Below are 13,968 nucleotides of genomic sequence, written 5' to 3'. Positions count from 1 at the left end.
CGCTCGACTTGCATGTATTAGGCACGCCGCCAGCGTTCGTCCTGAGCCAGGATCAAACTCTCCAAAGAATTTGATATAGCTCTTTAAAAATGACGAAGCTTGCGCTTCATTCAAACATTGTAAAACTTTTTTGCCTCATCGTTCAGTTTTCAAAGTTCGTCTGCCGCTCTTAGCGACTCATTTATAATAGCACCTGCATTCTCTTTCGTCAACTATAAAAATAAAATATTTTAAAAGAATAAAAAAGCAGTGTGCTCCTTCTTTGCACTATATAGAAGGAACACACTTTCTATTATTGAAATGCGATGATTCGCACTTCGTCTAAACGAGTTAAATCATACGTTTCTTGCGTCGGTTCTGATACGACAATCGGTTGTTCGACACTCGGTGTATAATGATGAATCTTCCCACGAACCCCACTACTCAACAAAACGGTTCGACCCACTTCATAAAAGCCGAGTAACGTAGCTAACAGTGTGAGCGCCTCTCCATCGTACGCTTCATTTTGCCACATATAGAAGTAAGCTTCTTCCGGAGTGAGTGCAGCTCGAAATGTTCGCGGTGCCGTCAACTGACAAAAACGATCTGCCACGATAAATAGAGGAGAGGCCGGATGAAGCGCTCGCTCTTCGAGACGGTTTGGGAAGCCCGATCCATCGAGCCGCTCATGATGCTCTGCCACTAATTTACCGACACGCTGTCGCAATGTCTGATCTTCAGGTAACATCGCCATCGATACGAGTGGATGTTGATACAAGAGCTCACGTTCCATTTTTGTAAAATAGCGCATATGTGACCATTTGCGAATTTTAGCGTAACTGGTATCAGCGAAATAAGAAGCGATTCCATAGTCAAACTGAAGCCGATGTTCGTCCCCCCGATATTTCGATAACGTTTTTGCGACGAGCGCCCGATAAATCGCATGATGAATCACATGATTTTTACGTAACGGTTGGTTCGTGAAAAACGTGACGATTGCTGATAGTGGGTAGTCTTGGCGAAATAACTGATGAATAAATTCAAGAGCCTCATATGGGTTCGGTGATATCCGTTCTTCCCATTGATTATAGTGACGTTCATACTGAAGAATTTTTTCGCATAAGTCGCGTTCTTCCTCATGTGTAAAGGGACGGCGTTCTACCGGAGCGACTTCAATCGCCTCAACTTTCAAAAAGCGGAGCAAACGTAAATGTTCGTTCGTCAGTCTAATCCCTGCCTCTAATGAAGAAACAGATGTTAAGAGCGTCATACCTACGTGCACGTTTGAAATAGCGATTCGCATGGTTATCCCTCCTAATCGTATGAAAACAGGTCGAACGGAAGCTCCGCTCGACCTGTTTCGCCTTATTCGGTCACTTCAGACGATAGGTCGGTTTCTGGTGCTTCACCATCAAATCCATTCTCCATCTCATCTGCTGATTCCTCTTGTAGCTCATCTTTTTTCAATTTGGCAATTGTAGCCAAACGATCGCCGTCTTCGATGTTCATCACTTTCACACCGCGCGTACTGCGACCCATTTGCGAAATCGTCTGTGAATCGATTCGAATGGCGACACCGAGCTCGGTCATGAGCATGATATCGTCGTCCTCATCCACGACTCGCATACCGACGACGGTACCGCGGTCAGTCTTGATTCCGATAATTCCAGAACCACCTCGACCTTGTGTGCGGAATTGCTCCATCGGCGTTCGTTTGCCATAGCCTTTTTCCGTGATAATCAATACGTCTTGCGTCGGGCGTACGATTTCCATCGAAACGACTTGATCGTCATCCTTCTTCAGACGAATCGCACGGACACCTCGGGCGGTACGGCCCATCGACCGTACTTCACTCGCAAGCGGGAAGCGAATCGACATCCCTTCACGCGTCACAATTAACATTTCGTCATCGCTCTTCGCAAGACGGACAGTAACCAATTCGTCCGTATCATTCAAGCTGATGGCACGAAGTCCGTTTTTATTGATCCGGGCGTAAGCCGAGAGCGGTGAACGTTTGACGAGTCCTTGCTTCGTGATAAACACGAGCGACAACTGCTCGTCTGCCACTTCAGCTTCCGAATCTTCACTTCCATCCTCAACGATGGCTTTGTCTGCCAAGTAGCTATTGAAGTCGACCGGAATCATCGTCTCGACTTTTTCGCCTTTATCGACTTGTAGCAAGTTAATAATCGGCATCCCTTTCGCAGTCCGGCTCATCTCTGGGATTTCATACCCTTTCAAGCGGAAGACGCGACCGAAGTTCGTGAAGAATAGGATCGTATCATGCGTCGAAGCTGACAAGAGACGTAATACGAAGTCCTCGTCATTCGTACCCATCCCTTGCTTGCCTCGTCCGCCTCTGCGTTGTGTACGATACGAGTCGCTTGGGATTGATTTGATATAACCTTCGCTCGTGAGCGTGATCATCATGTCGCGAACTGGAATCAAGTCTTCATCTTCAAGCTCGATGATATCCGTACGGATGACTGTCCGACGTGCATCGCCGTAACGCTCTTTGATTTCTGTCAACTCGTTGCGAATGATTTGAAGCAAGAGTTCTTCGTCGCCTAAGATGGCACGCAACTCTTCAATCAAGGCGCGAATCTCGCGATACTCGCCTTCGATTTTCTCACGCTCAAGTCCAGTCAAACGTTGAAGACGCATATCGAGAATCGCTTGCGTCTGCTCGGTCGATAACCCGAAACGGGCAATCAATTTCTCACGGGCCTCGTCACCGGTCCGCGTGCTGCGGATGATGGCGATGACTTCATCCAAGTGATCGAGGGCAACGCGCAATCCTTCGAGGATATGTGCACGGGCCTCGGCCTTGTCAAGATCGAACTGCGTCCGACGACGGACGACTTCTTTTTGGTGCTCGATGTAGTAATAAATCGCTTGCTTCAAGTTTAGCGTCTTCGGTCGTCCCCCAACGAGGGCGAGCATGTTGACCCCAAACGTCGTTTGCATTGGCGTTTGTTTATACAAGTTGTTCAAAATGACACTGGCATTCGCATCGCGGCGTACTTCAATGACGACACGCATCCCGTTACGATCCGACTCGTCGCGAAGATCAGTGATGCCTTCGATTTTCTTGTCGCGTACCAAATCGGCAATCTTTTCGACGAGGCGTGCTTTGTTCACTTGATATGGGATTTCATGAACGAGAATCCGTTCACGACCATTTTTCAACACTTCGATTTCAGCTTTGGCCCGCATCGTGATTGATCCACGACCCGTCTCATAGGCGCGGCGAATTCCGCTACGTCCTAAAATTTCGCCGGCTGTCGGGAAGTCAGGCCCCGGGATATGCTGCATCAACTCGGAGATGGTGATATCCGGGTTATGCGTCAACGCAAGAACACCGTCAATGACTTCGTTCAAGTTATGCGGCGGTACGTTCGTGGCCATCCCGACCGCGATTCCGCTCGTCCCGTTGACCAAGAAGTTCGGGAACCGGGCTGGCATGACGACCGGTTCTTTCTCTTCTCCGTCAAAGTTCGGTTGGTAATCAATCGTGTTTTTGCCGATATCACGGACGAGTTCCATCGCGATTTTCGACATACGTGCTTCTGTATAACGCATCGCTGCGGCAGAGTCTCCATCGACCGATCCGAAGTTTCCGTGACCATCGACGAGTTCATAACGATAACTGAAATCTTGCGCCATCCGAACCATCGTCTCGTAAACGGCAGAGTCACCGTGCGGGTGATACTTACCGATAACGTCACCGACCACACGGGCCGATTTTTTATGGGGCTTGTCAGCACGAATTCCAAGTTCGTTCATCGCATATAGGATACGACGGTGAACCGGTTTCAGACCGTCGCGTACGTCTGGGAGGGCACGTGACACGATAACGCTCATCGCATAGTCCATGAACGAGGTGCGCATCTCTTGGCTAATATTTATATCCTTGATATTTTCTTGTTCTGCCATTCGTTATTGCCTACCCTTCTTTTTAAATATCGAGGTTTTTCACGTAATGCGCATGTGATTGGATGAAATCACGTCGCGGCTCGACATTGTCACCCATGAGCGTCTCAAAGATCTCATCCGCCTCAATGGCGTCTTGAAGGTCGACACGAAGCATCGAGCGTGTCTCTGGATTCATCGTCGTGCTCCACAGCTGTTCAGGGTCCATCTCACCTAGACCTTTGTAACGCTGTACGCTGTAACGAGCATTCTCCGGAAGCTGTTTAATCGCTTCTTGCAATTCACGGTCGTTCTGCACGTAAGTAACGTCTTTCCCGTGCTTCAAGCCGTAAAGTGGTGGTTGCGCGATATAGACATACCCGCTCTCGACGAGCGGACGCATGTAGCGATAGAAGAACGTCAAGAGCAGTGTACGAATGTGGGCTCCATCGACGTCGGCATCGGTCATGATAATTAACTTATGATAACGAGCCTTCCCGAGATCGAACTCTTCCGCAATCCCTGTCCCGAGCGCTGTAATAATCGTACGTACTTCTTGGTTGGCTAAAATCTTATCAAGTCTCGCTTTTTCGACGTTGATGATTTTACCTCGGATTGGCAAAATCGCTTGGAAGTGACGATCGCGACCTGATTTCGCTGAACCGCCGGCCGAGTCACCCTCAACGATGTACAGTTCAGACTTCGATGCATCTTTCGATGAACAGTCGGCTAGTTTCCCAGGCAATGAACTGACTTCAAGGATCCCTTTACGGCGTGTCATCTCACGAGCACGTTTCGCTGCGAGACGGGCACGGGCCGCCATTAAGCCTTTGTCGACGATCAATCGACCGACAGATGGATTTTCAAGCAAGAATTGCTCGAACGTGTCTGTGAAGAGCGAGTCTGTGGCTGTACGTGCATCTGCGTTACCAAGTTTCGTCTTCGTCTGCCCTTCGAACTGTGGTGACGGGTGTTTGACCGAGACAATCGCCGTCAATCCTTCACGTACGTCATCCCCTGACAAGCTACCATCAGCCTCTTTCATGAGACCGAAGCGTTTTGCATAGTCGTTGATTGAACGTGTGAGCGCCGTTTTAAATCCAGTCTCGTGCGTTCCGCCCTCATGGGTCGGAATATTGTTCGTGAATGAATAGATGTTGCTCGCAAATCCTTCGTTGTACTGAAGCGCAATCTCGACTTCAATTCCATCCTTCGTGCCATGTACGTAGACAGGCTCGTCGTGGATTGAGGCTTTCGAGCGGTTCAAATGTTCAACGTATGACTTGATTCCACCCTCGTAGTGATAATTGCGTTCAATCGTCTCATCGCTGCGCTCGTCTTTGGCGACGATGCGGAGTCCTTTATTCAGGAAGGCAAGTTCGCGCAAACGTGTGGCGAGTAAATCAAAGTCATATTCGAGCGTCTCTTCGAAGATATCCCCATCCGGGAAGAAACGGACAGTTGTACCAGTCGTATCGGTCGTACCGACGATTTCAAGTTCGCCTTGTGGGACACCGCGTTTGAATGACTGATAGTAGACGTTGCCGTTACGACGGACGAACACTTCAAGCTTCGTCGACAACGCGTTGACGACCGAGGCACCGACACCGTGCAGACCGCCTGAAACTTTGTATCCGCCGCCGCCAAACTTACCTCCGGCGTGAAGGACGGTGAAGATGACTTCGACGGCAGGACGGCCCGTTTTCTTTTGAACATCGACTGGAATCCCGCGTCCGTTATCTTCGACAACAATCGAGTTGCCTGGTTCTACTGTCATCGTGATCGTGTCACAGTGTCCGGCGAGCGCTTCATCAATCGAGTTGTCGACGATTTCCCATACCAAGTGGTGGAGTCCTCGTGAGCTCGTTGAACCGATATACATCCCCGGGCGTTTACGAACGGCTTCTAACCCTTCAAGCACTTGAATCTGATCAGCACCATAATCTTGCATTTGTTTTTCGTTTTCGTTACTCATCGGTTTTGTTCACCTACTATACATGAATTGGTGTTCATATGGATTGGTCTTACGTTATACAGATTCCGTTTCAACTTCGCCTTGTTTCACGTGAAACACCTTCGCTTGTTGAATCGTTTCGTGAGCGATGCCATCAATGTTGGTCGTCGTGATAATGGTTTGGACTTTTTGGCCCATCGTGTCGAGCAGATGGGTTTGGCGATGGTCGTCTAATTCAGATAACACGTCATCTAACAAAAGCAATGGATATTCTCCGACTTCTTCGTGGATCAGTTCAATCTCCGCTAACTTTAAAGACAAAGCCGCTGTACGTTGCTGGCCTTGTGAACCGAACGTTTGGACGTTGCGATTGTTGACATACAATTCAAAGTCATCTCGATGCGGACCAAATAACGTCACGCCTCGTCTTCGTTCGTTCTCTCTTATTTTATCAAACTTTTGTCGATACGTTTCAAACATCGCCTCTTTTGGGTAACGTTCTTTTTGGAATGTATCCGATACGTATTGAATCGTCAGTGTCTCCAAGTCACGTGTGATGCCGGAATGGATGGGTCCCGCCCATTTTTCAAGCTGATCGATAAAATGATGACGTCGCGAAACGATTTTCACGGCAAGCTCAATCATTTGATCGGTGAGCACCTCTAGTAGCGTCTCATCCCCGCCTTTGATGGACAGTTGCTTCAACAAGGCGTTCCGTTGCTTCAGTGTCTTCAAATACTGATTCAATTCATGTAAATAGACAGGACTCACTTGCCCGATTTCCATATCTAAAAACCGTCGTCGTCCTTGCGGGCTACCTTTGACGATGGCAAGGTCTTCGGGTGCGAACAGCACGACGTTAAAAGCGCCGACATAATCGCTGAGGCGGCGTTGTTCGAGGTGGTTCAATTTCGCTTTCTTCCCTTTCGGTGAAAACGTGAGCGACTGGACCGTCTCCCCGGTCCGTTTATGAATCCGTCCCTCGACCATCGCTGCATCCGCCTCCCAGCCGATCAGTTCACGGTCTTGCGTCGTCCGATGTGACTTTGCGAGCGCAAGTACGTAAATCGATTCGAGCAGATTCGTTTTCCCTTGGGCATTCTCACCAATGAGAACGTTCGTCTGTTCTGAAAAATCTAGCTCGAGGGTTTCGTAGTTGCGGTAGTTTTGCAATCGGATCGACTTTAAATGCACGTTAGTTACCCTCGATTTGGAAGTCTCCGAAACCTTCGACCTCAATCGTGTCCCCATCGCGTAGTTTACGTCCGCGACGTTGATCAATCTCACCGTTCACTTTCACTTGAATGTCCTCTAAGAAGAACTTCGCTTGGCCTCCGCTTGAAATGATATCAGCCAACTTCAAAAATTGTCCGAGCGTTACATACTCGGTTGTAATCGACACTTTTTTCATGTCGTCACTTCCTTTCTTTCATACTTAGTACAAAAAATCGCCATACTTATTAGTTTATCGAAAAACGTCGAATAAGGCAAAAATGGGGATGACAAGGTGAAACACCTCATCATCCCCGAATCTGCTCAGTCTGACTTAAGACGTGCGGACTGGCAAGATCAACTGTAGGACGCTATCTTGCTCGACCGGACGCAAGATGAACGGACGCATCGAACCCGTGAACTGGATTTCGATTTCTGAAGCATCAAGCGCACGAAGCGCATCCATGACAAATTTCGAGTTGAATGAAATTTTTAACTCTTCTCCTTCAAGCGACAGGATGCTGACGCGCTCTGACACTTTCCCGACTTCTGGAGAATGAGAGGAGACTTCGACCGTCGTCGCTTCTTCAGCGACAAACTTGATGACGTTATTGCGATCAGCGCGTGCAAGCAATGACGCACGATCGATAGCTTGGAGGAAGTCCTTCGCGTTCATGCGGACCGCTGTCCGGTATTCTTCCGGAATCAAGCGTGATGTATCTGGGTATGCCCCGTCGAGTAGACGTGAGAAGAACGAGATGTTTTTCAAGCGGAACAAGATTTGTTGGTCCGTCAACACGATTTCGACTGGCAACTCTTCCCGATCAAGCAATTTTGCGAGTTCGTTCAATGAGCGACCCGGAACGACGACATTTTGGAACGTCAAATCGTTGTCTGTCTCAAACCGTGCCCGGCGAAGTGCTAGACGGTGGCTATCCGTGGCGACACACGTCAAGAATCCTTTTTCGGCAGAGAAGTTGACCCCTGTCAACACAGGACGTGTCTCTTGTCCGGAAACAGCGAAGCTCGTTTGACGGATAATCGTCTTCAATAAATCGGCCGGTAAGTAGAAACGACGCTCGCTTGATAGTTCAGGCAGGCGCGGGTATTCATCTGGATCGAGTCCGTTCAAATGGAACTCGGCCTGTCCCGATTCGATTCGTGTCATGAAGTTCGGAGACACTTCAAGTGTCACTTCATTCGTCGGCAACTTTTTAACGATTTCACCGAGGAAACGTGCATTGAGCACGACGCTACCTGCTCGTTGAATTTGAATGAGTTCGATTCCGCCTTCTTCAATCGGGATTAAGCGTTCGATTGAAATTTCCGTATCGCTACCTGTGAGCGTCAACCCATCGGCATGGGCTTCAAGCTTTAATCCTGTGAGGATTGGAATCGTCGTTCGGGAAGCAACAGCTTTTGATACATCTTGTACGGCTTGCATGAATACATCTCGCTGAATCGTTAAATGCATGTGGATAATTCCTCCTAAGTGAACTGAGTCATATAGTTAATAATAATAGTATTATTTAAGTCATAATAGTAATAAGGGCTGTGGATACTGGGGATAAGTCACTTCAACCACTGGTATTGAGCTATTCTGCCTGTGAATAACTTGTGGATAACTATGTGGGTTTATCCACAGGATATCCACAACGAAATCGAAGTGTTTATGACAATGCTTTCTTTAACGTCTGAATCGTCTCTTGCATCTCCGGATCGTGCTTGAGCAATGTACTAATTTTCTCATGAGCGTGAATCACTGTCGTGTGATCGCGTCCACCGAACTCTTCCCCGATTTTAGGAAGCGAGCTTTCCGTCATCTCACGTGATAAATACATCGCGATTTGACGTGGGAATGCGAGCGTCTTCGTTCGTTTCTTCGCCTTCAGTTCCTCAACTTCAATATTAAAATGACGGCCCACGATTTCTTGAATGTCCCGAATGACAATTTTCTTCGCTTCTTGGACCGGCATGATGTTGTGCAACGCTTCAGCAGCGACATCCGGGTCAATCGGACGACCGACGAGCTTGGCGTAGGCCACGACGCGCGTCAACGCCCCTTCGAGTTCACGAATGTTCGTATCGATTTGATTGGCGATATACAGCATGACGTCGTTCGCAATATCAAGCCCTTCTGCCGTCGCTTTCTTGCGTAAGATGGCAATCCGCGTTTCAAGGTCAGGCGGTGTGATGTCAGTGATAAGACCCCATTCGAACCGCGAACGAAGACGATCTTCAAGCGTCGGAATCTCTTTAGGAGGTCGGTCACTCGAAATCACAATCTGTTTCTGATCGTTATGAAGCGCATTGAACGTGTGGAAAAACTCTTCCTGTGTCTGTTCTTTCCCGGCTAGGAACTGAATGTCATCAATCAAGAGGACATCGATGTTCCGATAGCGGTTGCGGAATTCTTCTGTCTTATTGTCACGAATCGAGTTGATGAACTCATTCGTGAACTTTTCAGATGATACGTAAGCGATTCGTGCGCCAGGCTTCTGCCCTTTCACGTAATGACCAATCGCATGCATCAAATGCGTCTTGCCGAGCCCGACTCCTCCATAAATGAAGAGCGGATTATAGGCGCGCGCCGGTGCTTCTGCGACAGCGAGCGAGGCAGCGTGAGCAAATCGGTTCCCCGACCCGATGACAAACGTCTCAAAAATGTACTTGTCATTCAGCTGTCCGAGGTTCCCTTCCTCTTTTGGTAGTACTGGAAGCGGCTGTTCTTTCATTTCTGTGGCAGCAATCGTCTCTTTCGATCCATCCGCAGGTGCATACTTGTGTGCTTGTGATTCCTCGATAAAATGAATCTCAAGCTTGTTGTTCGTTACTTCTTCAATTGTATCTTGTAACAATGACAAGTACTGACGCTCAAGCCAAGTCACAATGAAACTGGCTGGCGCGGACACGACGAGTGTCGTCCCCATCAACGAAATTCCTTCTGTTGATTTCAACCACATATCAAAGCTGGCTTTTGGTGTTCGTTCCTCTTCCTCAATCAGAGATAAAACATTTCTCCAAATCTCGCGAGCATTCTTCAATGAAAGACCTCCTTTACTCACATGTTGGCGAAACTTATTCACACGATATACACATACACTATTCTATAGTAGATAATAGGGTTATCCCCAGAGAACAAAAACTGTGGATAAAGTTATCCACATGGTGTTAGTGTTGGGGATAACAGTTATCCACAGCCTGTGTATATCTTGGAATTGCTAAAAGTTCATCCACAAGTTTGTGCACATTCAGTTTATCAAAATAAAATAGACGTGGCAACGGTTTTTGATATTTATCCACAGACTGCAAAAAGAATCCACAGGTAGTTATCCACATGCTGTGTATAGTGTGGATAAACTGTGGATATGTTGTGGATAATTAGAAGTAAGGTAAGATAGAGATAGAAAAGTTATACACAAAAGAGGAAGAAGGAATTGTGGAGAATATTTTTTCAAGAGAAGAAAATGAAAAATTAAAAAATGGAATCATAAAATTGTTGAAAGAAGAGGAGTTATTCACATATAAGTGTGGATAACTATCGGGATATGTGGATAAAATGGCTTTAGACAGCTATTTGTAAAAAAGTTACTGGCGGATTGTTAATTCTCTATTTGATTCATTGCTTCCGTTTCTTCTAAATCATGCCATCCTGAGGTGATCGTCCCTTCCCTCTCCGAAGGATTTCATCCTAATTGAAAACCTGGCGAAAACTCATTGACAATCTAGACAACAGTTTATATAATCTTAAAGACTGCCTTAAATGAAACTATAACTTGCTAATAGAGCGTTAACCTTGAGGAGGTGCTTTAACAATGAAACCAACTTTCAATCCTAACAACCGTAAGCGTAAGAAAGTCCACGGATTCCGTGCACGCATGGCGACTAAAAACGGCCGCAACATTCTTGCAGCTCGCCGTCGTAAAGGCCGCAAAGCCTTGACTGTCTAATACAGATCATGAGATTGCCCGAGGAATCCTCCTTGGGCAATCTTTTTTTATATCGTCACAGAACTCACACAAACGGACGGAAAAAGCTGATTCACTCTCGTTGAAATGAATGGGATATGGTATGATGTTAGTTGACGATTTTTGAAGCGAAGGATGGAGTGAGAATTTTGAAAAAAGAATACCGCCTGCAAAAGAATGAAGAGTTCCAAGCGGTGTTTCGTGAAGGACGCTCCGTGGCCAATCGTCAGTTTGTCGTCTACACGCAAAAAGCGAATCAAGCGCACTTCCGGGTCGGACTTTCGGTCAGCAAAAAGCTGGGAAATGCCGTGGAACGGAACCGGATGAAACGATTGATGCGTGAATCGCTTCGCTTGCTCGAACCGAACGTGGCTCCGCACAATTATGTCATCATTGCGCGCAAACCAGCGACGTCGCTTACGCAAGATGAAGTGACGGAAAGCTTGAAACACGCATTCAAACGGGCTAAAGTTTGGAAGCAGAGACAAGTCGATCGATCATAACAATCCGAGCTCGTTCTTTCATATATAACGCGAACTAATTAGGATTGACCGATAGACGTGTGATGAAACAAAAGAATCGATAAAGAAAGCGTAGGGGGAACTATGAGCAAAAAGCTAAAATTAGGATTGTTGGCTGTCATGACCGGCGTCATCATGTTGATGGCTGGCTGTGTCGACCCATCGACGATCCAAGGAGAGCCGATTACGGCTGAGACGGAAGGCTTCTGGTCGCAATACTTTGTTTGGCCACTAGCATGGTTGTTGAAAGAAGCGGCTTACTTAATTGGTGGGACGTGGCAGTACGGTTACTCGATCATCGTCGCGACGATTATCGTCCGCCTCTTGATTTTACCGCTTATGATCAAGCAGACGAAGAGTATGGGTGCGATGCAAGTCTTGCAGCCAGAGATGCTCAAGCTGCGTGAGAAGTACAGCTCGAAAGACCAAGAGACGCAACGTAAACTGCAAGAAGAAATGATGAAAATGTATCAAGAGTACCAAATCAACCCGCTCGCGGGCTGTTTGCCAATCTTGATCCAAATGCCGATTTTGTTCGCGTTCTATGATGCGATCCGTCGGACACCTGAAATCTTTGAAGCACAGTTCCTCTGGTTCGACCTCGGGGCACCAGATCCAACGTTCATCTTGCCGATTCTGGCAGCGATTTTGACGTATGCACAGCAAAAAATCTCAATGGCGGGCCAAGAACAAAACCCACAATTGAAAATGATGCTCTACATCTTCCCAGTGATGATCTTCGTCATGTCGATCACGCTTCCAGCCGCCCTTTCGATGTACTGGGTCGTCGGTTACATCATCTCGATTATCGTGACGATGGCAATCATGCTCCCGATGCGTGAGAAGATGAAAGTTCAAGCTGAAGCGAAAATCGCGGCGAAAGAAGCAGAACGTGCCGTACTCGCAGAAGAAGAAAAAAAGGCAAAAAAGAAAAAACGTAAATAAACGCTAAGGCTGTGGATAACCAATCCACAGCCTTTTTTGTCGTTCGGGATAGATTAACCCGAAATCCGGGAATAAACAAAGCAGTGGTCGAAATCGTCGAATCAGAAAGGGGGTCTTTCATATGGAGACGCTCATCAAACGGTTGGAACGGTCGACGTTCATTCAAGCGGCGCTTTACGTGGTAATCGGGTTACTCATCATCTTGTATCCACGCATCTTTTTTGATGCGATCGTCTATTTGGTCGCGGCTTACTTTGCCATCATCGGTCTCGTCGCCATCGTTCAAGGGTTGCGGCACAAACGAAACGGACTCCCAGCCGGTTTCTTTATGGGAATCATCTATTTATTGATCGCTTTAATCGTCTTTTTCTTCGCTGAAACGTTGGCAAGTCTGCTCCCGATTTTTATCGGCGCCTTATTCTTGTTTGGTGGCATAATCCGGTTGATTCAAGCCGTCGGATTTCGCCGGACCATCGCCAATCGGTGGATGTACTTCATGCTGAGCAGTCTATTGTGGATTGGGATTGGCCTACTCATGTTGGCGAATCCGTTTGACAGCCTGCTCGTCTTGTTCCAATTGTTCGGCGGTTTTCTCATCGCCGTCGGCGTGATCGAATGGATGCTCTATTTCACGCTCCGTTCCTCGAGACGCCAGCAAGCATAAACGAAAGCCGCTCACATTAGGAGCGGCTTTTTTCACGGATGACGAGCCGATCGAAAAACGGACGAATCACTTCGAACGCAACGGTCGTCTCGAAGAAGGGACGCTCGGCTTCGAGACGGGAGATATACCATCGAGCGGCTGTCGCATGATGGTCGGGTGTCAACGCTTCATAAAAGGTCCGGATTTCAATCCGCTGCCGGGCGGCCACGTCTTTCAACCCGAGTGCGGCCCGTTCGGGTTCGTAGTGAGCGGCGAGTGTATAGGCGAAATGACTCATGCCTTGCCGAAGCATCTCGACGGCCCAGACATCGTTGCCGCGGTCACGGGCTTTCGTATATTGGAAAAAGAACCAAATCGCATCAAACACGTGTCCGCTTAAGTCTTCATTCGACAAGGTGAGCGAACTCGAGTGATGTTGCAGTCGGTGTTCCGGATCATACAGCACCGTAATTGTGTCTTGATGGTTCAACGTGTCCGCTGTCACCGTGAAGAAATCGAGATGCAAGAAATCATCATAGACGACAATCAGTTGCGGGGCTACGATATCGATTTCATCCTCGAGCAGAATCGGGCGATATGTGGCCAGATGGTCGCGGCGGCGCGCCAAGAACTCGTTAATGTTTTCAGGGGCGACCATGACGTACAAGTCGACGTCAGAATGTTCGTCCGCTTCATCACGCCCGAACGATCCTTTCAAGAAAATGGCCTGCACGCCCCCATCGGAGATGAGGCTGTTAGTCAATGTGGCGATGGCATCTTGCTGTCGCATTTCATCACGTCCTCCATGGAAATATATTCCTTTATTGTACTAAA

The 13,968-nt window shown here is 47.7% G+C and carries 12 protein-coding genes and 1 rRNA gene; 4 read left to right on the top strand and 9 right to left on the bottom strand.

From position 1 onward, the window contains the following. The 8 genes from KNP72_RS10040 to dnaA all read right to left on the bottom strand — a co-directional run. A 16S ribosomal RNA gene (locus tag KNP72_RS10040) occupies positions 1-68 on the bottom strand; the annotation flags it as partial. A 224-nt stretch (positions 69-292) separates the two neighbouring features. Beyond that, a complete protein-coding gene (locus KNP72_RS10035; protein ID WP_214833117.1) occupies positions 293-1,282 on the bottom strand; it encodes an HD-GYP domain-containing protein in 990 nt (329 codons plus the stop codon). Positions 1,283-1,344: 62 nt separating this feature from the next. Next, positions 1,345-3,915, bottom strand: coding sequence for a DNA gyrase subunit A (gene gyrA / locus KNP72_RS10030; protein ID WP_214718823.1), 2,571 nt, complete (start codon positions 3,913-3,915; stop codon positions 1,345-1,347). Positions 3,916-3,937: 22 nt separating this feature from the next. Beyond that, entirely contained in the window at positions 3,938-5,866 is a 1,929-nt protein-coding gene (gene gyrB, locus KNP72_RS10025) for a DNA topoisomerase (ATP-hydrolyzing) subunit B (protein WP_021067843.1), read from the bottom strand. Between the two features lie 54 nt (positions 5,867-5,920). Further along, entirely contained in the window at positions 5,921-7,039 is a 1,119-nt protein-coding gene (recF, locus tag KNP72_RS10020) for a DNA replication/repair protein RecF (RefSeq protein ID WP_021067844.1), read from the bottom strand. 1 nt (position 7,040) lies between these two features. Beyond that, positions 7,041-7,256 (bottom strand): S4 domain-containing protein YaaA, encoded by a 216-nt coding sequence (yaaA, locus tag KNP72_RS10015; RefSeq protein ID WP_128123800.1) that lies wholly within the window; start codon positions 7,254-7,256, stop codon positions 7,041-7,043. 135 nt (positions 7,257-7,391) lie between these two features. Beyond that, the gene (dnaN, locus tag KNP72_RS10010) at positions 7,392-8,531 is read right to left on the bottom strand and encodes a DNA polymerase III subunit beta (protein WP_021067846.1); all 1,140 of its coding nucleotides are present in this window, start codon (positions 8,529-8,531) and stop codon (positions 7,392-7,394) included. A gap of 196 nt (positions 8,532-8,727) precedes the next feature. Continuing rightward, positions 8,728-10,101, bottom strand: a complete 1,374-nt coding sequence (dnaA, locus tag KNP72_RS10005; protein ID WP_214718821.1) for a chromosomal replication initiator protein DnaA — start codon at positions 10,099-10,101, stop codon at positions 8,728-8,730. A gap of 771 nt (positions 10,102-10,872) precedes the next feature. On the opposite strand from dnaA, the gene rpmH reads away from it, so the two are divergent. The 4 genes from rpmH (at position 10,873) to KNP72_RS09985 (ending at position 13,155) form a co-directional block, all read left to right on the top strand. Then, entirely contained in the window at positions 10,873-11,007 is a 135-nt protein-coding gene (rpmH, locus tag KNP72_RS10000) for a 50S ribosomal protein L34 (protein ID WP_015880216.1), read from the top strand. Positions 11,008-11,174: 167 nt separating this feature from the next. Beyond that, positions 11,175-11,528, top strand: a complete 354-nt coding sequence (gene rnpA, locus KNP72_RS09995; protein WP_214718819.1) for a ribonuclease P protein component — start codon at positions 11,175-11,177, stop codon at positions 11,526-11,528. Between the two features lie 102 nt (positions 11,529-11,630). Then, positions 11,631-12,491, top strand: a complete 861-nt coding sequence (gene yidC, locus KNP72_RS09990) for a membrane protein insertase YidC (RefSeq protein ID WP_214718816.1) — start codon at positions 11,631-11,633, stop codon at positions 12,489-12,491. Between the two features lie 121 nt (positions 12,492-12,612). Continuing rightward, positions 12,613-13,155, top strand: a complete 543-nt coding sequence (locus KNP72_RS09985; RefSeq protein WP_214718815.1) for an HdeD family acid-resistance protein — start codon at positions 12,613-12,615, stop codon at positions 13,153-13,155. A 16-nt stretch (positions 13,156-13,171) separates the two neighbouring features. On the opposite strand, the gene KNP72_RS09980 is transcribed toward KNP72_RS09985, so the two are convergent. Then, complete coding sequence (locus KNP72_RS09980; RefSeq protein WP_214833115.1) at positions 13,172-13,924, bottom strand: nucleotidyltransferase domain-containing protein; 753 nt, start codon at positions 13,922-13,924, stop codon at positions 13,172-13,174. Positions 13,925-13,968: the final 44 nt, after the last annotated feature.

This window comes from Exiguobacterium sp. s152 (assembly GCF_018618335.1).
GTDB lineage: Bacteria > Bacillota > Bacilli > Exiguobacteriales > Exiguobacteriaceae > Exiguobacterium > Exiguobacterium chiriqhucha.
Note: the sequence above shows the minus strand (reverse complement) of the source record. Positions and strands in the feature narration are given on the sequence as shown.

Bases quoted from the DNA above. Each gene is read 5' to 3' on its own strand.
- KNP72_RS10035 (WP_214833117.1), bottom strand. From the start codon at position 1,282: ATGCGAATCGCTATTTCAAACGTGCACGTAGGTATGACGCTCTTAACA.
- gyrA (WP_214718823.1), bottom strand. From the start codon at position 3,915: ATGGCAGAACAAGAAAATATCAAGGATATAAATATTAGCCAAGAGATG.
- gyrB (WP_021067843.1), bottom strand. From the start codon at position 5,866: ATGAGTAACGAAAACGAAAAACAAATGCAAGATTATGGTGCTGATCAG.
- yaaA (WP_128123800.1), bottom strand. From the start codon at position 7,256: ATGAAAAAAGTGTCGATTACAACCGAGTATGTAACGCTCGGACAATTT.
- dnaN (WP_021067846.1), bottom strand. From the start codon at position 8,531: ATGCATTTAACGATTCAGCGAGATGTATTCATGCAAGCCGTACAAGAT.
- rpmH (WP_015880216.1), top strand. From the start codon at position 10,873: ATGAAACCAACTTTCAATCCTAACAACCGTAAGCGTAAGAAAGTCCAC.
- yidC (WP_214718816.1), top strand. From the start codon at position 11,631: ATGAGCAAAAAGCTAAAATTAGGATTGTTGGCTGTCATGACCGGCGTC.
- KNP72_RS09985 (WP_214718815.1), top strand. From the start codon at position 12,613: ATGGAGACGCTCATCAAACGGTTGGAACGGTCGACGTTCATTCAAGCG.
- KNP72_RS09980 (WP_214833115.1), bottom strand. From the start codon at position 13,924: ATGCGACAGCAAGATGCCATCGCCACATTGACTAACAGCCTCATCTCC.